This window comes from Acidobacteriota bacterium (assembly GCA_016184105.1).
GTDB lineage: Bacteria > Acidobacteriota > Vicinamibacteria > Vicinamibacterales > 2-12-FULL-66-21 > JACPDI01.
In genome coordinates, this window is the sequence record JACPDI010000022.1 from 37,383 (window position 1) to 57,903 (window position 20,521).

The 20,521-nt window shown below is 68.7% G+C and carries 16 protein-coding genes; 3 read left to right on the forward strand and 13 right to left on the reverse strand.

The window, feature by feature from the left end; all coding sequences use genetic code 11:
- Positions 1–19 precede the first annotated feature (19 nt).
- From HYU53_08290 to HYU53_08310, 5 genes are all read right to left on the reverse strand, one after another.
- Positions 20–1,390 (reverse strand): NapC/NirT family cytochrome c, encoded by a 1,371-nt coding sequence (locus tag HYU53_08290; GenBank protein MBI2221194.1) that lies wholly within the window; start codon positions 1,388–1,390, stop codon positions 20–22.
- A complete protein-coding gene (locus tag HYU53_08295) occupies positions 1,390–2,229 on the reverse strand; it encodes a hypothetical protein (protein ID MBI2221195.1) in 840 nt (279 codons plus the stop codon). The genes HYU53_08290 and HYU53_08295 overlap by 1 nt, the downstream gene beginning before the upstream one ends.
- Entirely contained in the window at positions 2,222–3,520 is a 1,299-nt protein-coding gene (locus tag HYU53_08300; GenBank protein ID MBI2221196.1) for a hypothetical protein, read from the reverse strand. Before HYU53_08300 ends, HYU53_08295 begins: the two co-directional genes overlap by 8 nt.
- A gap of 107 nt (positions 3,521–3,627) precedes the next feature.
- Positions 3,628–3,867, reverse strand: a complete 240-nt coding sequence (locus HYU53_08305; protein MBI2221197.1) for a hypothetical protein — start codon at positions 3,865–3,867, stop codon at positions 3,628–3,630.
- A gap of 37 nt (positions 3,868–3,904) precedes the next feature.
- Entirely contained in the window at positions 3,905–5,206 is a 1,302-nt protein-coding gene (locus HYU53_08310) for a hypothetical protein (protein MBI2221198.1), read from the reverse strand.
- 207 nt (positions 5,207–5,413) lie between these two features.
- Here HYU53_08310 and HYU53_08315 point away from each other — a divergent pair, with 207 nt between their 5' ends.
- Positions 5,414–7,699, forward strand: a complete 2,286-nt coding sequence (locus HYU53_08315) for a nitric-oxide reductase large subunit (GenBank protein MBI2221199.1) — start codon at positions 5,414–5,416, stop codon at positions 7,697–7,699.
- Positions 7,700–7,741: 42 nt separating this feature from the next.
- On the opposite strand, the gene HYU53_08320 is transcribed toward HYU53_08315, so the two are convergent.
- Complete coding sequence (locus tag HYU53_08320; protein MBI2221200.1) at positions 7,742–10,795, reverse strand: PAS domain-containing protein; 3,054 nt, start codon at positions 10,793–10,795, stop codon at positions 7,742–7,744.
- Between the two features lie 322 nt (positions 10,796–11,117).
- Between HYU53_08320 and nifJ the strand changes: the two genes are divergently transcribed.
- Positions 11,118–14,717: a pyruvate:ferredoxin (flavodoxin) oxidoreductase gene (nifJ, locus tag HYU53_08325; GenBank protein ID MBI2221201.1), complete on the forward strand. Its 3,600-nt coding sequence runs from the start codon at positions 11,118–11,120 to the stop codon at positions 14,715–14,717.
- Positions 14,718–14,726: 9 nt separating this feature from the next.
- Positions 14,727–15,260: a hypothetical protein gene (locus HYU53_08330; GenBank protein ID MBI2221202.1), complete on the forward strand. Its 534-nt coding sequence runs from the start codon at positions 14,727–14,729 to the stop codon at positions 15,258–15,260.
- On the opposite strand, the gene hypB is transcribed toward HYU53_08330, so the two are convergent.
- Genes hypB through HYU53_08365 form a run of 7 tightly spaced genes read right to left on the reverse strand, consistent with a single transcriptional unit; the run spans position 15,243 to position 20,405 of the window.
- A complete protein-coding gene (gene hypB, locus HYU53_08335; protein MBI2221203.1) occupies positions 15,243–15,950 on the reverse strand; it encodes a hydrogenase nickel incorporation protein HypB in 708 nt (235 codons plus the stop codon). The genes HYU53_08330 and hypB overlap by 18 nt on opposite strands.
- A complete protein-coding gene (locus HYU53_08340; protein MBI2221204.1) occupies positions 15,943–16,290 on the reverse strand; it encodes a hydrogenase maturation nickel metallochaperone HypA in 348 nt (115 codons plus the stop codon). Before HYU53_08340 ends, hypB begins: the two co-directional genes overlap by 8 nt.
- Entirely contained in the window at positions 16,283–17,113 is an 831-nt protein-coding gene (locus tag HYU53_08345) for an enoyl-CoA hydratase/isomerase family protein (GenBank protein MBI2221205.1), read from the reverse strand. The genes HYU53_08340 and HYU53_08345 overlap by 8 nt, the downstream gene beginning before the upstream one ends.
- 26 nt (positions 17,114–17,139) lie before the next feature.
- Complete coding sequence (locus HYU53_08350; protein ID MBI2221206.1) at positions 17,140–17,898, reverse strand: hypothetical protein; 759 nt, start codon at positions 17,896–17,898, stop codon at positions 17,140–17,142.
- Entirely contained in the window at positions 17,892–18,923 is a 1,032-nt protein-coding gene (gene hypE, locus HYU53_08355) for a hydrogenase expression/formation protein HypE (GenBank protein ID MBI2221207.1), read from the reverse strand. Before hypE ends, HYU53_08350 begins: the two co-directional genes overlap by 7 nt.
- Positions 18,920–20,086 (reverse strand): hydrogenase formation protein HypD, encoded by a 1,167-nt coding sequence (gene hypD / locus HYU53_08360; GenBank protein MBI2221208.1) that lies wholly within the window; start codon positions 20,084–20,086, stop codon positions 18,920–18,922. Before hypD ends, hypE begins: the two co-directional genes overlap by 4 nt.
- Entirely contained in the window at positions 20,079–20,405 is a 327-nt protein-coding gene (locus tag HYU53_08365) for a HypC/HybG/HupF family hydrogenase formation chaperone (protein ID MBI2221209.1), read from the reverse strand. The genes hypD and HYU53_08365 overlap by 8 nt, the downstream gene beginning before the upstream one ends.
- Positions 20,406–20,521 lie beyond the last annotated feature (116 nt).

Here is a 20,521-nt window from a genome sequence, read left to right on the forward strand (position 1 = left end):
GACCCCTGACCCCTGAACCCTATTCAATGGTGTGACAGGTCTCGCAATCCTGCTTGATGACCGACCCGTCCTGCGCCTTGTGGCTGTCGTCGTGGCAGCGGAAGCATCCCGGGAAATCCATGTGCCCGATGTTGTTCGGATACGTGCCCCACCCGACCTTCATCGACGGGAACACGTTGCGCCGATACAGCCCCTGGAGCGCATTGACGGCGCGCTCCACGTCCTGGCGGCGCTGGGCGTACACGTCGGGGTACGTCGATCGGTAAAATGCCCGGACCTTCGACGCGATCGCATCGAAGGCCGCTTGCTGCGAGGAGTGCTCGGCTTTCAGGACCGCCACCCCCTCGCGTCGCACGAACGGAAGGTCGCGCGGAATCTCGTTGCTTCCGATGGCGCCGTCCACGGCGCGTTCTGCCGACGGCGAAAACGGATGGCTGGGACGGTTGTGGCAGTCCACGCAGTCCATGAGCCGCAGCTCGTTCCTGTCCAGCTCCGCCTGCGTCACCCCCTCGCTCCGGTACTCCTTCACATTGCCGAAGCGGTCCGTGAACTTCACGTACGGAATCACCTGGCGTTTCTCGTCGGTCGCGATGTACTCGACCTTGTTCGCCAGGGCCATGTGCCAGTGGATCCCGGAGACCTGGCCCAGGCCCGGATCCCCTCCGCCGACGTGCACGCGCAGCGTCGTCACGGTTTCAGAGTTCGTCTCGTCCGACGCGTATTCCCGGCTGACGCGCACGATGTCGCCGTGGAACTTCGCGGGCCAGTGACACTGCTCGCAGGTGTCCCGCGCCGGGCGCAGGTTGTGCACCGGCGAGGGAATCGGTCGCGAGAACGTGCTCAGCATCACCGCGAACACCTGCCGCGTGCCGGACAGCTTCGACCGGACGAACCACGGCGCGCCCGGCCCGATGTGGCAGTCGACGCAAACCACCCGGGCGTGCGGGCCGGCCTGGTTCGCCACGAACTCGGGCTCCATGACCTCGTGGCAGACCTTCCCGCAGAAGGTCACCGAGTCCATGAACTCGAGGCCGCGGTACGCCGCGAGCGACACGATCACGGCGTTGACGAGCGTCAGCAGCACGATGCCGAAGACGATCTCCCGCTGCCGCACGTCGTTCAGATCGACCCGGGGCCACTCGGCCGGCGGCTTCCCAGCCAGCCGCCGGCGGCGTTCGAGCCACGCGCCGAGCGGCATCAACAGCAGGCCGAAGATGAACACCCCGGGGAGCAGCAGGAAAAACAGGATCCCCAGATAGGGGTTGCCATGCTCGCGGAACAGGTCCAGGACGAAGAACGCCAGAAACGCGAGCGCACCGATAGTGGCGAGGGCGGCGCCAATCGCGATCAGCGGGTGTCGCCCCTCCCAGAACTTGTAATTGATGGTCATCAGTTCAGGAAAGCGTAAATGATCATGACGAAGAGGGAAAGCCCCACCGTCACCGCAACGGTACCGCCGAGGCGGCCCCAGCGCAGCAGGCGCGGGTTGGGCGGGGTTCCGATGAGGGCGTCAATGTGCACGCCGCGCGCCGCGAGCCGCGCCAGTTCCAGGGACCGCTCATGCCGGAACTCCTCCTCCGAGACGCGCCCCGTGAAGATGACGAGGTCCATCGGGAACTTTTCCGGCCGCAGGTGGCCGTTGAAAAAGTGGATGGTGAAGATGAACCCGACGGCGAGCAGCGCCTCCTCGCCGTGCACCAGCATCGCGATGTTGAAGATCCATCCCGGGACGAACCATGAGAACAGCTCCGGGAACCACAGCATCAGCCCGGAGCCGCCGATGATGAACATCCCCCAGAACACCGCCCAGTAGTCGAACTTCTCCCAGTAGGTGAACCGATCGAACTCGGGGCGCGGGCCGACGCGAAGGAACCACTTCACGTGCTGGTACAGCTCGATCAGATCTCTCGGCTGCGGGCTCATCGAGGCGGGCCCCCACAGCATGCCGCGCTCCTTCTTCACGAAGATGCGATACGCGAGCCAGCCCACGTGAAACACGAACACGCCGATGAGCGCCAGCGCGAAGAACCGGTGCAACAGGCCGGCGAACACGAACCCGCCGAGAAGGCGCGCGAGCACGCCGGCCCAGGCCTCGCCGCTGAACAGCAGCGGCAGCCCGGTCGCCGCCAGCGCCAGAAAACTGGTCATCAGGATGCCGTGCTGGACCCGCTCCGCCCTGCCGAAGCGGACGATGTAGCGGGGCTCGGTCGCCGCGCGCGTCTCAGTCACCGGTCACCTCCCTCTTGCGGGGCGCCGGCTTCTCCACGGCCCGCAGCGCCGGGTGCTTGGCCGGCGGCGGCACGTGGGGGACCCGCGCGGTGCGGCCGCGCGAGAACCACAGCATCGTGTGAACCCCGAAGAACCCGAAGACGAACACGAGCAACCCCTCCATGAACCGCGCGGAGTAATACAGCAGCGGCAGGCGGGACTTGTCGTGCTTGTTCGCGTGCGGGTTGTATGCGACGAAATTGGCCGTCGCACCCTCGTGGCACTGCCCGCAGGTCTTGATCAGGTTCGCCTCGGCGACCGCCGACCGCCCGTCCTGCCTCGGCAGCACTTCGTGCGCGCCGTGGCAGTCCACGCACTTGGCAACCGGCGTGAAGCCGAGCGCCGTGACCTGGCCGTGGAACGTGTCCCGGTACGTCTTCAACGACTCCTTGTGGCAGGTGCCGCACTGCTCCACCGCGTGCAGCTGCCAGTCATCCGTGTCCGTCCGGGCGATGCCATGCGCCGAGTGGCAGGAGGCGCAGTTCGGTGCCGACAGGTTGCCGCCGGCCAGCTTCGCGCCATGGATGCCTCCGGCAAACTCGTGGCGGATGCCTTCGTGGCACTTGCCGCACGTGACCGGCACGTTTCTCGGGGACACCGGGCTGTCCGGCAGGCGCTTCGGGACGATCGCGTGGTTGCCGTGGCAGTCGCTGCACGTGGGTGCGACGACGAGCCCTTTCTTCGCGAGCGCCTGGCCGTGAATGCTGTCGTGGAACAGCGCGGCGACGGCGCCATTCCGCCCGCCCGAGAGGTTGACGGGCGCCTTGTTCCCGTGGCATTTCGCGCACGTCCGCGCCACCTTCAGCTTGTTGGTGGCCGATTCGGGGTCGCTCGACGGCAGGATCCCGTGCGCGCTCCCGCCATGGCAGTCCACGCACGTGGCGGCCCGGCTGTTCGGATCCTTGTGCCGGGCGTCTGCGTGGATGCCGTGCTCGTACTGCTCCACGGACTGCTCGTGGCAGGTCGCGCACTTCACCTTCGCCAGTTTGTCGGGATGGGGGAACTCGACGCCTGCCGCGAGATCGCTGTGGCAGTCCACGCAGCTCAAGGGACCGTGCGCCGACTTCGCGAACCGCTCGGTGTCCACCACAACCGGCGCGCCGTTCGCGCGGGTTGCGGACGGGTCGCCATGACAGGCCTGGCAATCCTCGTTGGCAGGGACCGGCAGCTTCGGCGCCGGGGTCTGCGCGAGCGCGGGCACCGCGGCCAGCAGCAGCGCGCTCATGCACCACGCGGCTATTCGACCTCGCACGCCCGCAGCTCCATGAGATCCTTTCACCTCGCGGTCACACACTATGCCGGCACGGGGCTCGCGCCCCACACCACCTTCGTCATCTCTCCTCCAAGAGAATGGATGGCTCAGCAGATCTCGCGCACGCCGAACAGCCGCGCGAGCACGGGCGCGAACCGCTCGCCCTCGGATCCCTCGAGGCGCTCGGTCGTGCGCGCGGCCATGCCGCGCACGACTTCGAGCGTCACGGCGTCCACGGTGGCCCGGGCGGACGGCTCCAGGCTCGCCGTCTTCTTCTTCAGGCGCGCCAGTTCTGCGCGAGAGACTTCCTCGAATCGGCTCTGGATGGCGCGTTTCAGGGGGCTCACGCCGGCCGAAGTCGCAAAGCGAGTGCCAGTGAAATATTCAGCGATTTTCGGCCGGCGAGCCGCCAGTTGACGAGCGACCGTCAACGTTCTCAACAGGGCCGGCGGGTGGGATGACGGATTTCCGGCGACCGCGTCCGGGCCGCATCTTCATCGCGAACACGGGGCGCGCGGCGATCTTCACCGCCCGCCGCCAGAACTCGTAGCGGTAGAACGCCCCACTACGTGGCGCGATCAACGCGGCATCATCCGGGTTGACGACGAGGCTGACCTCGATGTTGGGTGCCGCGCCGATCGGCAGTCGGTGCCGGCGGCACGCGTCATAGACCGCGCTCATCACGACGCGCATGTCGTCATAGCGCGGCGGTGGCCAGCCCTCCATGTCCGACCCGATCGTCGGCCGGAAGATGCACACGGTCGGGAACGCGCCGCGCGAGGTAATTTCCTCGATCGCCCGCAGCGTGCTCTCGATCGGCTCGAGACCGGCGATGATTTCCCCGGAGACGGCGCCCCGCGGCATCCGCGCGGCGCAGTACTCCAGCGCCTGCATGAACAGCGGCTGCCCCAGCATGCGGTCCTTGCCCGGGCAGATGTCGGCAAACCATTTCGGATCCAGGAACTCGAGACAGAACGACAAGTGGTCGACGCCGGCATCCAGCAGGCGATCGTACTGCTCGAACCGTTTCTCGGGTGCGAGCTGCACGCCGACCAACAGTCCGACCTGGTCCTTGATGCGCCGGACGTACGGTTCGGTGAACGCAATCCCGCGCGACCCCTGATAGCCGCCGTTCAAGTGCGCGAAGGTGACGCCGCTCTCCTCCTTCGCCGCCCAGCAGGTCTCGATCACGTCTTCGATCGCCTTGTCCGGTTCCTCGCTCCGGCCGACGTTGCGTCCGGTCGTGCAGAACTTGCAGTTCAGCGCCGGCTTGTAGTTCCAGAAGGCGCAGACCGGATTCACGTAGATGGCAAGGTAGGTCCCCTGCATCACGGCGATGCGGTTCATCGGCACGTCGCGCGAGGTGACGGCCGAGTACCACTGCGGCTCGCGCGGCACGCCAATCACGTACACCGCGCGATCGCGCTCGTCCACGATGCGGTACCCGTTCGCCGGATCCCCGGCGAGCACGTACGGGGAATCTTCCACGAACTTCTCGACGACCGGGACGTTCGCCCAGATCTGCCGTTTCAACCACGCCGGCGCCGGGATCGTGATCTCGAGACCGGAGCCGAGCCCCGCGCGCGTGCGCTGGAGTCCGCGGGCCCCTTCCAGACTCACGCCGTCAGGCACCCGGAGTCCGCGGCACAACAGATCGATCTCGAGTTCGCAGGCGTTCAACGGCATCGGCCGCCCTGACGCAATCGCCGCGCCGCGCCTGCCCCCCTGAAAACACTGGGCAATCGTGGCCCCATGCGCGCCGCTGCCGGATTTCCGGCAGAGCCGGACATGGCCCGAGAACCCGCGGCAGCAGGGAGGCAAGTTGCGGAGGCGCAAAGACGCGCGGCCCGCCCGGGACCTACGCTTGGCCATTCATCTGGAGGACACGTCTTCATGCGCAAGTACTGGACTGGCTTCATCCTCGTGGTCGTTCTCTCGTTCGGAGTCCTCGGCTGGGTCGGCACGCGCATTTACCAGTCGATGCCACCGGTGCCGGTTCGCGTGGTGGCCAGCGACGGCGCCACGGTCGTGCCCGACGGCGACATCGCCGCGGGGCAGAACGTGTGGCAGTCGATGGGCGGGATGGAACTCGGGTCGATCTGGGGCCACGGGAGTTACGTCGCGCCGGACTGGACGGCGGACTGGCTGCATCGTGAAAGCCTGCTCATCCTCGACGACTGGAGCGCCGCCGGGCACGCGCGCCCGTACGCGGACCTGCTGCCGGAACAACAGGCCGCGCTGCGCGAACGGCTCGAGCGGGTGATGCGGCAGAACACGTTCGACGCCGGTACCGGCACGCTGGTGCTGGACCCGGCGCGCGGACGCGCGTTCGCGGCCAACGCGGCGCACTACGCGGATGTGTTCGGCTCGGGACGCGCGGAATACGCCATCCCGCGCGACACCCTGACCGACCCGCGGCGCGCGCGGCAGCTCGCCGCGTTCATCTTCTGGACCTCGTGGGCCGCGTCGACCAACCGCCCGAACGAACGCGTGAGCTACACCAGCAACTGGCCGCACGAGCCGCTGGTGGGCAACCGGCCGACGGGTGACACCGTCGTCTGGACGGGCGTGAGCATCATCATGCTGCTCGCCGGGATCGGCGTCATGGCGTCCTGGTACGCCACCCGGCGCGAAGAGGCGCCCGGCCCGATGCCGCTGTACGATCCGCTCCTCGGCAGCCGCGCGACGCCCGCCCAGCGTGCCGTCGTGAAGTACTTCTGGACCGTGAGCGGGCTGCTGCTGCTGCAGATGGCGATGGGCATCATCGCCGCGCACTACGGCGTCGAAGGCGATGCGTTCTACGGCGTGCCGATCTCGTCCTTCCTTCCCTACAGCGTCGCGCGCACGTGGCACGTGCAGCTCGGGATCTTCTGGATCGCCACGGCGTGGCTCGCCGCGGGCCTCTACATCGCCTCCGCGGTCGGCTCGCGCGACCAGGATCCTCCCTTCCAGCGGCTCGGCACGAACGTGCTGTTCGGCGCGCTGGTCGTCGTCGTGCTCGGGTCGATGGCCGGCCAGTGGCTCAGCATCCGGCAGCAGCTCGGCATCGGCGACGCGTGGTTTTATTTCGGGCACAGCGGATACGAGTACATCGACCTGGGCCGGGCATGGCAGATCGCGCTGCTCGTCGGGCTGTTGCTGTGGCTGTTTCTGATGGTGCGGGCGCTCCTGCCGGCGCTGCGCAAGACGGGCACCGAATCGCCGGAGCAGGCCGAGCAGCGACCCATCCTCTTTCTGTTTCTCATCTCGACCATCGCCATCGCGTCGTTCTATGCGGCGGCGTTCGGCGCCGGTCGTCACACGAACCTCGCGATGGCCGAGTACTGGCGGTGGTGGGTCGTGCACCTGTGGGTGGAAGGGTTCTTCGAGGTGTTCGCGACCGTCGTGATCGCGTTTCTGTTCGCGCGGCTGCGGCTCGTGTCGCTGAAGCTCGCGGGCGAAGCCAGCCTGCTCTCGGCGACGATCTTCCTGTCGGGCGGGATCATCGGCACGCTGCACCACCTGTACTTCACGGGCACGCCGACCCTCGCGCTGGCGTTCGGCTCGGTCTTCAGCGCGCTCGAGGTGGTGCCGTTGCTCTTTGTCGGCTACGAGGCGTGGGAGAACCTGAAGCTCTCGCGCGCGACGGCGTGGGCGCGGAAGTACCGCTGGCCGATCTATTTCTTCGTGTCCGTGGCGTTCTGGAACCTGGTTGGCGCCGGGCTGTTCGGGTTCATGATCAACCCGCCCATCGCGCTGTATTACATGCAGGGGCTGAACACCACGCCGGTGCACGGCCACGCCGCGCTTTTCGGGGTGTACGGCATGCTCGGCCTGGGGCTGATGCTGTTCTCGCTGCGCGCCATGCGGCCCGAGGTGGTCTGGAAGGAGAGGCTGCTGTCGTTCGGCTTCTGGGCGACCAACGTGGGCCTGTTCGCGATGGTGGTCCTCAGCCTTCTTCCCGTCGGGCTGATGCAGACCTGGGCGTCGGTCGAAGTCGGCTACTGGTACGCGCGCAGCCCGGAGTTCCTGCAGGGCGGCGCCATCAACGCGTTCCGCTGGCTCCGCATCGTCGGCGACACGATCTTCGCCGCCGGCATCGTCTCGCTCGTGCTGTTCATGTTCGGCCTGAGCTCCGGACACACGGTCCGGGCCGCGGAGGCGGCGGGCGCCGCACTTCCCGAGCGAACCCCCGCGTAATCACGACGGTCTGACAGTCCCGCCTGCCGGCAGGCGGGACTGTCACATCTGCCGCCGATCGGAGAGCATCCGGTCGATGAACTGGAGGACGCGCACGACGTCGAACGGTTTTGCGAAGTGCGCGACCACCTGCTCACCCGTGGCCGTGGCCGCGGCGCCCGTCACGTCGCCGCTGATAATCGCGATCGGAAGCGAGGCGGTCGCGGGGTCTGTCTTCAGGAGGCGCACGACCTCATGGCCGTGCATGTCGGGGAGATTCAGATCCAGGAACAGCACGCCGGGGTGGTGACGCCGAGCGGCCTCAATACCTTCGGCGCCCGTGAGCGCCGTGAGTACCCGCACGCCGGGCCGGCGGGCCATCACGCGCTCGAGCAGGCGCAGGTTCGCCCGGTTGTCGTCGATGTACAGGATCGTGCCCACCACGTCCGGCCGCGCGGGACTCGGGGCGCTGTCGCGTGGTGCCGGTGCGGCCCCGTCGCCCGCGGGCGCCGCCGCACGCGGCAACTCGATCCAGAACGAACTGCCTGCTCCCTCCCGCGTCTCGAGTCCGATCTCGCCGCTCATCGCGCGGGCCAGCTCGCGAGCCACCGTCAACCCCAGGCCGGTACCCTCCGTCTGGCTCTGCTCGGCACCAAGGCGATCGAACGGCACGAACAGGCGCGGCACCTTATCGGGCGGAATGCCGGGCCCCGTGTCGGACACCACGATGCGCAGCCTGTCGAGGCCGTGCGCGAGGCAGGACACCTCGATCGAACCGCCGCGGTGGTTGTACTTCACCGCATTGGACAGGAGGTTGAGCAGCACCTGGGTGAGGCGATGACGGTCCGCGAGCACGTGGTCCGTGCGCGCCTCGCCGTGCACCGGCTTCGATGACACTCCGCGTGCGGCGGCCAGCGGCGCGACCAGGGCGAGGCATCGGTCAACCAGGTCGGCCACGCCCACCGGTTCCAACGCCAGCGAGAGCTTGCCCGCTTCGATCCGGGCGATGTCGAGCACATCGTTGAGGAGGGCCAGCAGGTGCTCGCCCGCCTCCTTGATCTGCGCCACGCACTCCTTCTCCTCGGGGGACAGCGCCTCGATCTGGAGCAACTGCGTGAAGCCGAGGATCGCGTTCAGGGGCGTTCGAAAGTCGTGGCTCATGCGCGAGAGGAACCGGCTCTTCGCGCGGTTCGCCTGCTCGGCCTCCAGGCGCGCGAGCCGCGCTTCCTCTTCGGCCTTCTTCCGCCGTGTGATGTCGACGGCGATGCCGCCGATCGCGTACGGCTTCCCGCCGCCGTCCAGGAGCGGGAAGCGACTCACCATGAACACTCGCGGGCCCGCCGCGGAGGCGGCGTGTTCCTCCCACTGCATCGCCGCGCGCGATTCGCGCACTTCGCGATCGTGGGCCGCGTACACGGCCGCGAGCTCGGGCGGGAACAGCTCGTCGCTGTTCCGGCCGACGATCTCCTGCGGAGATCTGCCGGCGATCTCGCTGTAGAAGCGGTTGACGAGCAGGTAGCGCCCCTCGAGATCCTTGATGAAGATGGCGACCGGGCTGTTGTCCAGCACGGCCTGCAGTCGCTGCTGGGTTTCGGCGAGCACGCGCGCGGTGGCGCGCCGCTCCGTGATGTCGGTGGAGATGCCCAGGAGGTAGCGCGGCCGCCCCTGGTCGTCGCGAATCGGGATCTTCCGCGTGTGCAGGAAGCGCTCGTCGCCCGACGCCGTGCGAATCGCCTCCTCCGGGATATCGACTACCCGGCCGGCGGCGAGCGTCACGCGATCCTGCTGGACGAAGAACTCCGCCTGCTCCCGCGGAAAGAAGTCGAAGTCGGTCCGGCCGATCAACTCCTGGCGCGACAGCCCCAGCAGGTCTTCGCCCGCGCGGTTGAACCGCACGAACCGGAGGTCGCGCGCGTCCTTCACGAACAGCATCGCGGGCAGGGCCTCGACCACCGAATCGAGAAAGGCGTTCGCCTCGGCGAGCTGCGCCGTGCGCTCCTCGACGCGTCGCTCCAGGCTGGCGTTCAGCTCGCGCATGGCTTCCTCAGCTGTCCGCCGCTCGGCGTCCCGCTGCTCCAGGGCGGCAGTCATCCGATCGAACACGGCAGAAAGCCGCGCCAGCTCTCCGGATCCGATGCCGCCGCTGCGCGCCGAGTAATCCCCCGCCTCAACGCGGCCGGCGACATCGAGCAGTCGCCGCGCGGGGCGCAGCACGAGGGTGCGCGCGCCGACCCACGAACCGGCAAAGGCGACCACGAGCGCCGCCACGAGCAGGAGGAGACCGCGTGCCACGAACCGCTGGTACTCGGCGTAGGCCGCAGAGGCCGGGATGCCGACGCTGACGTAGCCGAACGTCTCTCCGGACGATGCGACGGCGACGTACGCATGGAGGCGCGTGATGCCATCGATGCCGGGCGCTTCCACCGTACCGTGATCCGTCCCTCGCATCCGGCTCGTCATCTCAGTTGGCAGGCGGTGGCCCGTATAGCGCAACGGGTCCGGATGGCGCGCCATGATGGTGCCGGTCCGGTCCGCCACGACGAGCGAGGCGCCTTCAGGCAGGCGCGCTTCCGCGGCCAGCTCGTTCAGCCAGTGCTCGTCGACCGCCGCGAAGAGCACGCGCGCGACGGCGCCGTCCCTCGAGAGCACGGGAATCGCCACGTTGAGCGCGTAGCGCGCGGTGAGAAGGCCCTTCTGGAACTCGCCCGCCGCAAACCGCCGCGTGCGAACCGCGCGAATGAAGAACGTCAGGTCCGACACGTCGATCGGCGGCACGAACGGCAGCGCGCTGCACAGCAACGCGCCGCCCGGCCCGGCGACGCCTACATTTGCCAGCCCATGATGATGCGGCAGGATTGCGGCGAGGTACGCGCTGCACTCGCGCGCATTGCCCTGGCGCACGACCGGCACGTCGGCCAGGCCGTACAGCATGCCGCGCACCTCGTCGAGTGTCCGCTCCTGCGCTGCGGCGCTCACTCGCGCGAGGCTCATGCCGTGCTCGCGCGTCTTTTCCGCGATCGATCGCTGCTGGACCACGCCTGCCCACACCGCGAGGCCAAGCACCGGCGTCAGCGCGAGCACGATCAGGGCGCCGAGGCGGGTTGACAGGCTATCCATCAGAAATTGAAGGGGTGGAGCCCGCTCGAATCACCGTCTGCGTTCATGCTGTCGTGGGGGGAGCGGCCGATACGGAGATTTTGCCTGCCCGAAACGGGACTGTCACTCGGATTCTGAGCTTCGCCTTCCTCTTCGGATGCGCTGACGGCGACAATCCAGCATCCGGCCTGAGGCGCCCGGACCCACCTGACGGTAATTCGGCACCTTCCCTGAACGGCCGTCTCGACACCGGCCAAATCGCTGATTTCAGGGGCATTTCCGCGCCCTGCCGCGTGGGCACGGCCGTTGCCTCGTGACCGGTGTTTCCAGGAGGAATTTGTCTATGACGCGCCCGTGGCTGACCCTCGACGGCAACGAAGCGACCGCGAGAGTCGCCTACCAGCTCAGCGAAGTGATCGCGATCTACCCCATCACGCCCTCGTCCAACATGGGCGAGTGGGCCGATCAGTGGGCTTCCGAGCACCGGCCGAACTTGTGGGGGACGCCTCCCACGGTCGTCGAGATGCAGAGCGAAGGGGGCGCGGCGGGCGCCTGCCACGGCGCGATGCAGGCCGGCGCGCTCGCGACGACGTTCACGGCGAGCCAGGGCCTCCTCCTGATGATCCCGAACATGTTCAAGATCGCCGGCGAGCTGACGCCGGCGGTGTTCCACGTGTCGGCACGCGCGGTTGCAACGCACGCGATCTCGATCTTCGGGGATCACTCCGACGTGATGTCGGTGCGCACCACCGGGTGGGCGCTCCTCGCCTCCAATTCCGTGCAGGAGGCCCAGGACATGGCGGCCATCGCGCACGCCTCGACGCTCGAGACCCGCGTGCCCGTGCTGCACTTTTTCGACGGGTTCCGCACGTCGCACGAAGTCGCCAAGATCCAGGCGCTGACCAGCGAGGAGCTGCACGACCTCATCCCCGACGGGTTGATTGAAGCGCACCGCACGCGCGCGCTCTCGCCCGACAGGCCGGTGCTCCGCGGCTCGGCGCAGAACCCGGACGTGTTCTTCCAGGCCCGCGAAGCCGCGACGCCGTACTATCTCGCCGGCCCCGCGCTCGTGCAGCGCGTCATGGACCGATTCGCCACGATCACCGGCCGCAAGTACCGCATCTTCGAGTACTACGGCGCGCCGGACGCGGACCGCGTCATTGTCGCGATGGGCTCGGCTGCGGGCGCGATCGACGAAGCGGTGGACAAGCTCAATCGGTCCGGTGAGAAGGTCGGCGTGCTGAAGATCCGCCTGTTCCGCCCGTTCAGCGCCGTGCACTTCATGCGCGCGCTCCCCGCCACCGTGCGCGGGATCGCGGTCCTCGATCGCACGAAGGAACCAGGCGCGGCCGGCGAGCCGCTATACCAGGACGTCCTGACCGCGATCGCCGAGCAGGGCTCCCTGCTGCAGCCGGCGGAGCGCCCCACGGTCATCGGCGGCCGCTACGGTCTGGGCTCCAAGGAATTCACGCCCGCCATGGCCAAGGCCGTGTTCGACGAGCTGAAGCGCCCGGCGCCGCGCAACCACTTCACCGCCGGCATCGTCGACGACGTGTCGTTCTCGAGCCTTGATCATGACGAGGAGTTCTCGACCGAGCACCCCGACACTGTGCGCGCCGTGCTGTACGGGCTCGGCTCCGACGGCACCGTAGGCGCGAACAAGAACACGATCAAGATCATCGGCGAATCGACCGAGCAGTACGCCCAGGGGTACTTCGTCTACGACTCGAAGAAGTCCGGATCGACGACGATTTCGCACCTGCGCTTCGGCCCGCATCCGATCCGATCGACGTATCTCGTGTCGCGCGCCGGATTCATCGGGTGTCACCAGTGGGAGCTGCTCGAGCGGATGGACGTGCTCGAAGCCGCGACGCCTGGCAGCACGCTGCTGCTCAACAGCCCGTATCCGGCCGGCGAGGTCTGGGGGAAGCTGCCGGGACGGATCCAGCGCGTCATCGCGGACCTCAAGATGAAGGTGTACACGATTGACGCGACCGCGGTGGCCAACGCCACAGGAATGGGCAAGCGCGTCAACACGATCCTGCAGACGTGCTTCTTCGCGCTTTCAGGCGTGCTGCCCAAAGACGACGCGATCGCCGCCATCAAGAAGGCGGTGCAGAAGACCTACGGCGCCAAGGGAGAGAACGTCGTCCAGCAGAACTTCAACGCGATCGACCAGGCACTCGCCCACCTGCACGAGGTGGCCGTGCCCGCCACCTTCGATCTGAACCTCGAGAACGGGACGGCGCCGTGGGACGAGGCCCCGGAGTTCGTGCGCAACGTCCTCGCACCGATGATCATCGGCAAGGGGGACCGGCTGCCGGTCAGCGCGATGCCGATCGACGGCACGTTCCCGGTCGGCACGGCCAGGTGGGAGAAGCGGAATCTCGCGGACCAGATCCCGGCATGGACCGAGCCGATCTGCATCCAGTGCGGCAAGTGCGCCCTCGTGTGCCCGCACGCGGCCATCCGCATCAAGGCATACCCGCCGGCGCTGCTCGCCGGCGCGCCCGCGACGTTCAAATCGATGGACTACAAGGGCGCGGAGTACGCCGGGCAGAAGTACACCATCCAGGTGGCGCCTGAGGACTGCACGGGCTGCGAATTGTGCGCCGAGGTCTGCCCCGCCGCCGACAAGAAGACCGGGCAGCGCGCCCTCGAGATGAAGCCGCAGCGCGACCTGCGCGCGGCTGAGAGCGCGAACTGGAATTTCTTCCTCGGGCTGCCCGAAGTCGATCGCGTCACCGCGAAGAAGACCACCGTCAAGGGCTCGCAGTTCCTCGAGCCGCTGTTCGAGTTCTCGGGCGCGTGCTCCGGCTGCGGCGAGACGCCGTACGTCAAGCTGGCGACCCAGCTGTTCGGCGATCGGATGGTCGTCGCCAATGCGACCGGCTGCTCGTCGATCTACGGCGGCAACCTGCCGACCACTCCGTGGACGACGGATGCCTGCGGGCGGGGGCCCGCGTGGTCGAACTCGCTCTTCGAGGACAACGCCGAATTCGGCTTTGGCATGCGGCTGACCATCGACCAGCTCGCCGAGGAAGCGCGCGCCCTGCTCGCGCGGCTCCGCGCGGTGGCCGGCGAGGGGCTCGCCGCCGCGATCCTCGACGCCGTGCAGGCCGACGAGCAGGCGATCAGCGAGCAGCGCGAGCGGATTGTGGCGCTGAAGCGGATGCTGGAATGGTCGCTGAAACGCCGGCCGCGCGGAGAGACGGCGGACGCCGAGCGCCGGCTGCTCTCGCTGGCGGACTACCTCGTGCGCAAGTCGGTGTGGATCATCGGCGGCGACGGCTGGGCGTACGACATCGGGTACGGCGGGCTGGACCACGTCCTCGCGTCCGGGCGTGACGTCAACGTGCTCGTGCTCGACACCGAGGTGTACTCCAACACCGGCGGGCAGATGTCGAAGGCGACGCCCCGCGCGGCGGTGGCGAAGTTTGCGGCCGGCGGCAAGCCGCTCGCGAAGAAGGACCTCGGCCTGATCGCGATGACCTACGGCAACATCTACGTCGCGTCGGTGGCCATGGGCGCCAACGACGCGCAGACCGTCAAGGCGTTCATGGAGGCGGAGTCCTACAACGGCCCCTCGCTCATCATCTCCTACGGGCACTGCATCGCCCACGGGATCGACATCAGCAAGGGGCTCAAGCAGCAGGCGAACGCGGTGGCGTGCGGTCACTGGCCGCTGTACCGCTTCGATCCGCGGCTGGCGGCACACGGCAAGAACCCGCTGTCGCTCGACTCGAAGCCGCCGAAGATCTCGTTCATCGATTACGCGTACCAGGAAACGCGGTACCGGATGCTCGCGTCGGCCGACAAGAAGGCTGCGCAGACGCTCGCCGAGCTCGCGCAGCAGGACGTGACGCTGCGGTGGAAGATGTACGAGCAGCTTGCGAAGCTGTACGAGACGACCGCCACGGGGGCGGCTGCCGTGAAGGCGTGAGGAGGAGTGATGTCTGGCGCCATGTACGTCGTCCTCGTGCTCGTCGGGGTCGCCGCGTTCTTCGTGGTCATGGCGCTGCGGGCGTACGTCACATACCGCGGCGTGCGCGTCGTGACGTGCCCTGAGACCAAGCGGCCCGCTGCCGTCCGTGTGGATGCGGCGCACGCGGCGGTCAGCGCCGCGTGGGACCACACCGAGTTGCGGCTCGACCAGTGCTCGCGCTGGCCGGAACGCGGCGACTGCGCGCAGCCCTGCCTGCACGAGATCGCGGCCGCCCCGCAGGACTGCCTCGTCCGATCGATCCTCGGGCGGTGGTTCGCGGGCAAGACGTGCGTGTTCTGCCACAAGCCGATCGCGCTCTTCACGCACGCCCAGCAGCCGGCGCTGCGCGATCCCGACGGCCACACGTTCGACTTCGCCGCCCTGCCCGCCGAGGACCTGATCGCGCGATTGCCGGAGTTCGATCCCGTCTGCTTCGATTGTCACATCGCGGAGCAGTTCCGGGCCGACTACCCGGAACGCGTTCTAGACAGAAGGTTCTGAACGGAAGGTTCTCGACGGGTCCTGCAGCCATTCGATCCACTCGTCCAGGCCCTCGCCGGTCGTCGCGGAGAAGGGCAGCATCCGGGGCTCGGGCATGACGCGCTGCAGCGCGTCCCAGATGTGGTCCACCGAGACGCCGGGCAGGTGAGGGAGCAGGTCCACCTTCGTGACGAGGACGAGGTCGGCCTTCTTGAACATCACGGGGTACTTCAGCGGCTTGTCCTCGCCTTCGGTCACCGAGAGCGCGACGACGTTGGCACGCTCGCCCAGGTCGTAGACGGCAGGGCACACGAGATTCCCGACGTTTTCGATGAAGAGGATGTCGAGGCCGCTCCACGCCATGTGATGCAGCGCGTGGTGCACCATCGCGGCGTCGAGATGGCAGGCGTTGCCCGTCGTGATCGATCGTGACGGCACGCCCGCGCGCTGCAGCCGCGCGGCATCGTGATCCGTCGCCAGATCGCCGGCAATCGCACCCAGCTTCCGGCGCCCGGCGAGCCGGCGCGCGGTGGCTTCGAGCACGGCCGTCTTGCCTGCCCCCGGCGATCCCATCAGGTTCACGGCCAGTACACCGGCGGCGGCGAAGTGCTCGCGGTTGTGCGCGGCCTGCCGATCGTTCTCCGAGAGCACCCGATCGTGGACGTCCACCGACACCAGGTGCGGGTCGCCGCATCCGCACGATTCACACATGTTCGACCTCCACGTCGATGGTCTCCAGCACGATTTCGTCACCTTCGAGCAGCCGGACGCCGCCCCCGCACGAGGGGCACGCGAGCCGCGCCCCTGCCGGCGCGTCGCGGTCGCAGGCCGGGCAGCGCCACAGCGCCGGCACGGAGGCGATCTCCAGCTCCGCGCCGTCGCACACCGAGCCCGGGGCGCACAGCTCGTACGCGGTCCGCAGGAGGCCTGGATCGACGCCCGACAACTCTCCGAGCCGCAGCCGCAGGCGCCGCACGCTGCGCACGTCGTATCCGCGCAACGAGTCCTGCACGCGATTCAGCAACGACTGGACGATCGAGTACTCATGCACCGAAGACCGGCTCCTTCTTCGCGAAGAAGGCTTCGAGACCCGCCGCGAACTCGGGCTCGTCGGCGATGCGACTCAATTGCTCCAGCTCGGCGTCCAGGTGCGCGTCGAGCCGATCGACGCCGTCCGCGCGGTTCATCAACGCCTTGGCGATGCCGTACGACCGGGTGGGGCCGGCAGCGAGCTGGCGCGCGATCTCGCTCACCGACGCGTCGAACAACGCATCGGGAACCACGCGAGTCACCAGTCCGATCTCGCGGGCACTCGACGCCGGCATCTTGGGGTTCAGGAGCATCAGCTCCAGAGACCGGCGCAGCCCGATCAGCCGCGGCAGCAGGAACGTGGAGCTCTCCGCGCCGGTCAGGCCCGTCCTGGAATAGGCCCACTCGAACGTGGAGCGCGCGGACGCCAGCACGACGTCGCACGACATCGCCAGCCCGAAGCCGCCCGCGGCCGCGATCCCGTCCACGGCGGCCACGACGGGCTTCGGCGCCCGGCGAATCTCGCTGATGGTGCTGTGGAGGTACTCGAGAATCTGCTTGAAGACCTCCCCATAACCCGACGGGACCGGGCGCGCGCCAGGCGTGAGGTAGCCCAGATCCCGTTCGACCCCGCCCGCGCGGATGTACTTGAGATCCGCGCCGCTGCAGAACACGCCGCCGATGCCGCGCAGGATCATCACCCGCACCGCCGGATCGCGCGCCAGCTGCAGCGCTGCCGCGCGGAGGTCGCGCGCCGTGTCCACGTCGAGCGAATTGAACCGCGCCGGCCGATCGATCGTGACCGTCCCGATCGCCTCTTCCCGTGCGACGTGAATATGGCTCATGGATGCCCTCGCCAGCCTGCGGCCCTCTATGCCTCAACGAGCTGCGCAATCGCCTTCGTCGTACCGTCCTCGTCCAGTTCCAGGGGCCCTGCCGGCTCGCCGCAGGCCATGATTTCGATCGATCGCGCGATCATCGGGCCCCACGCCGATCGCAGCATCCATTCGGTCTGCGCGAACGCGACCGAGCGGAGCACGTCGGAGGCCTGGCGCAGGGCGGCCCAGCGGGCCACCTCCGGCACCGGAAACGGCCAGGACCGCAGCAGCACGGGCCCGGCGTCCAGCTCCGCGTTCACGATGTGCGCGGAGGCGCGGGTCTCGCGTTCGCCGGCCTGGATCGCGTCGCGGACGGCGCGCAGCCCGGGATAGCGCGGGGCGCCGCCGGGCCGGCGCGCGAGCAGGTCGGAGTGGTGGATGTTGACGATCCGGTCGGGAAAGGCGTCCAGCACGGGCTCGGTCAGCCGATACAGGTAGCCGCTGAGGACGATCAGATCCGGCTTGTATGGCGCCAGCTTGCGGACGGTGCGCTCGTCGTACTGCCGCCGGGCCTCGAGATCGCGCAGCGGCCGCCCGGCCACGCCGTAGAACGCGTGGATGGGATGCGGGATCGTCGGGATGCCGCGGCGCTCGACGCGCACCTCCTCGGCAAACGTCGCCTCGCTCGACACGCAGCAGACGATCTCGTACAAGGGGCCCCGGTTCCGGTCGCGGCCGAGCACGTGCACGAGGCCGGGCGCGCGGTGCGAGCAGAGGATCGCGACACGAAGCGGCAGGCGTGGGATCAGCATATGCGCGGCAGGGGCTCCCCTTCGGGCTCGGCGACCAGGCGCCGGCCGAATCCGGTATCCAGAACGAGCAACCCGGGGCGCTCGGCGACGCACGTCCCGACGATCGCGGCATCGCGCCCGAGGGCGTGCCCGCGCAACGCCCGCAGCACGGCATCGGCCTCGCCCGCACGGACGCCGATGACCGCCTTCCCCTCGTTCGCCACGTGCAGCGGGTCGATGCCCAGCAGCTCCGCGGCGCCGCGTACCGCGTCGGAGATCGGGATCGCCCGATCCTCGAGGACGATGCCAACGCGGCTCTTCGCGGCCATTTCGTGAAGCGCGCTCGCCAGCCCGCCGCGCGTCGGATCTTTCATCGCGGTGATCCCGCCGGCCGCGGCCGCCGCGATGGCGGCGCGCGCCAGGCCATTGATCGGCGCCACGTCGGACTGGAGCGTTCCCTCGATCCCGAGCTTGTGGCGCGCAGCCGTCACGGCGAGCCCGTGATCGCCAATCGTGCCGGTCACGATGATGCGATCGCCCGGCTGGAGCCCGGCGTCGCGCACGATCGCCGGCGTGAGCGCCACCCCCGTGGTGTTCACCACGATGCCGTCGACCTCCCCGCGGCCCATCACCTTCGTATCACCCGTCACGATCGTCGTCCCCGCCTCCGCGCAGGCCTGGCGCATCGAGGCGTGGATGGCCAGCAGCGACTCCCGGGAGAACCCTTCTTCCAGCACCATCGCGCACGTGAGGCCGAGCGGTTCGGTGGCGCCCATCATCGCGAGATCGTTCACGGTCCCGCACACCGCGAGCCGGCCGATGTCGCCGCCGGGAAAGAAGGCGGGCTGCACGACGTGCGAATCGGTCGTGACCACCAGCCACTGCTCCCCCACTCGGATCGCCGCCCCATCGTCCATGGCGTCGGCGCCGATCCAGCTGCCCGGCGCGATGCCGTCGAGCAGCACCTGCTCGATCAGGGCGCGCATGGCGCGGCCGCCGGCGCCGTGCTTGAGGGCGATCCGTTCCTCCAGCGACGTGTGACTCATGCGCGCCTCGCGTACGGATCGACGGGAAGCGCCGCCAGGTCCGGGTGCCCGCCGTACTGATGCCAGATGCGGCACGTGCCTTCGCTGCTGACCATGCAGGCGCCCACGGCGGAGTCGGGCAGGCACTCCCGGCCGAACAGCGCGCAGTCCCGAGGCGAGGCGATGCCCGCCATGATGTCGCCGCAGATGCACTGCTGGACGAGGGCCGGGGGGGCGGTGTCCCAGAGCGACGCGACATCGATCTCGAAACGACGCCGCGCGTCCACGCCCGCCCACTCGTCGCGGAGCCGCAGGTTGCCGTTGGGCACGTGCGCGATCCCGCGCCAGCGGCCGCCGATGGGCCGGAACACGCGCCAGAGCTGCTGCTGCGCCTGCAGGTTCCCCTCTTTCGTCACGCAGCGCGGGTACATGTTCGCCACCTCTGGTGCCGCATCCCGCACGAGCTCCACCAGCCGCACGAGGCCGGCGAGGATGTCGAGCGGCTCGAAGCCCGCGACCACGACCGGCTTGCGGTGCCGCGCGACGAATGCTTCGTAGATGCCCCAGCCCGTGATCGTCGCCGCGTGCCCCGCCGCCAGGAAGCCTTCGACCCGCGTGTCCGGCATCTCGGACACGATTGCCATGACCGGCGGGATGTACTTGTGCGCGGAGAGGACGGACAAGTTCGGAGGAGGATCTCCCAGGATGACGGCGGCAGTGGCCACCGCGGTCGTCTCGAAGCCGGTCGCGAAGAACACGAGGGGCTCCGACGGGGTTTTGCGCGCCAGCGCCACCGCCTGGGTGATGCTGTAGACCACGTCGATGCGCGCGCCCTCTGCCTGCACGTCGGCCAGCGAGAGCGCGGATCCGCGCACCTTCAGCATGTCGGCGTAGGTGGCGAGGCGAATGCCCTGCCGAGCGAGCGCCACCGCTTCATCGACCTCGGGAAGATCGGTGATGCACACCGGGCAGCCCGGTCCCATGATCACGTCGAGCGAACGCGGAAACACGGCGCGCAGGCCGAAGCGCGCGATCGCCTGCTCGTGTGATCCGCACACGTGCATGATGGCCACGGGTTCGCGCCGGACCTCCGCCGTGACGCGGTGCAGCGCGCGGACGAGCGCCGCGGCGCGCTCCGGATCGCGGAACTGCAGGCGTGTCAACGCGGCGTGCGCGTCAGCCATTCGCGCCCGTGCCTCCACCCGCCTTCCGGCCTCCGCCGCCCGTCTGGTCCCCTGTCGCCTGCACCTCCGATCGGACATCGGCCGCCATCAGGTCGTCCTGGGCGCTCTCGAGCAGCTGCTCGTAGAGCGCCAGCGTTTCCTGGATGTCGTCCTGCGGGATTCGGCGGATCGCGTAGCCGACGTGATTGAGGATGTAATCGCCCGGTGCCACCGGCTGGTCAACCAGCTCGAGGCGCACTTCGCGCGTCACTCCCCAGAAATCGACGATGGCCACCAGGCCGTTCACGGCCAGGACCCGGCCGGGCACTCCGAGGCACATAGGTGTCGGCTCCTTCCACGTGCCACGTGCGACGTGCGACGTGCGACGTGCGACGTGCGACGTGCGACGTGCGACGTGCGACGTGCGACGTGCGACGTGCGACGTGCGACGTGCGA

Excerpts from the sequence above, each read along its gene's own strand:
- HYU53_08290 (MBI2221194.1), bottom strand. The coding sequence starts at position 1,390 with ATGACCATCAATTACAAGTTCTGGGAGGGGCGACACCCGCTGATCGCG.
- HYU53_08310 (MBI2221198.1), bottom strand. The coding sequence starts at position 5,206 with ATGCCGTTGAACGCCTGCGAACTCGAGATCGATCTGTTGTGCCGCGGA.
- HYU53_08315 (MBI2221199.1), top strand. The coding sequence starts at position 5,414 with ATGCGCAAGTACTGGACTGGCTTCATCCTCGTGGTCGTTCTCTCGTTC.
- HYU53_08320 (MBI2221200.1), bottom strand. The coding sequence starts at position 10,795 with ATGGATAGCCTGTCAACCCGCCTCGGCGCCCTGATCGTGCTCGCGCTG.
- nifJ (MBI2221201.1), top strand. The coding sequence starts at position 11,118 with ATGACGCGCCCGTGGCTGACCCTCGACGGCAACGAAGCGACCGCGAGA.
- HYU53_08330 (MBI2221202.1), top strand. The coding sequence starts at position 14,727 with ATGTCTGGCGCCATGTACGTCGTCCTCGTGCTCGTCGGGGTCGCCGCG.
- hypB (MBI2221203.1), bottom strand. The coding sequence starts at position 15,950 with ATGTGTGAATCGTGCGGATGCGGCGACCCGCACCTGGTGTCGGTGGAC.
- HYU53_08345 (MBI2221205.1), bottom strand. The coding sequence starts at position 17,113 with ATGAGCCATATTCACGTCGCACGGGAAGAGGCGATCGGGACGGTCACG.
- HYU53_08350 (MBI2221206.1), bottom strand. The coding sequence starts at position 17,898 with ATGCTGATCCCACGCCTGCCGCTTCGTGTCGCGATCCTCTGCTCGCAC.
- hypE (MBI2221207.1), bottom strand. The coding sequence starts at position 18,923 with ATGAGTCACACGTCGCTGGAGGAACGGATCGCCCTCAAGCACGGCGCC.
- hypD (MBI2221208.1), bottom strand. The coding sequence starts at position 20,086 with ATGGCTGACGCGCACGCCGCGTTGACACGCCTGCAGTTCCGCGATCCG.
- HYU53_08365 (MBI2221209.1), bottom strand. The coding sequence starts at position 20,405 with ATGTGCCTCGGAGTGCCCGGCCGGGTCCTGGCCGTGAACGGCCTGGTG.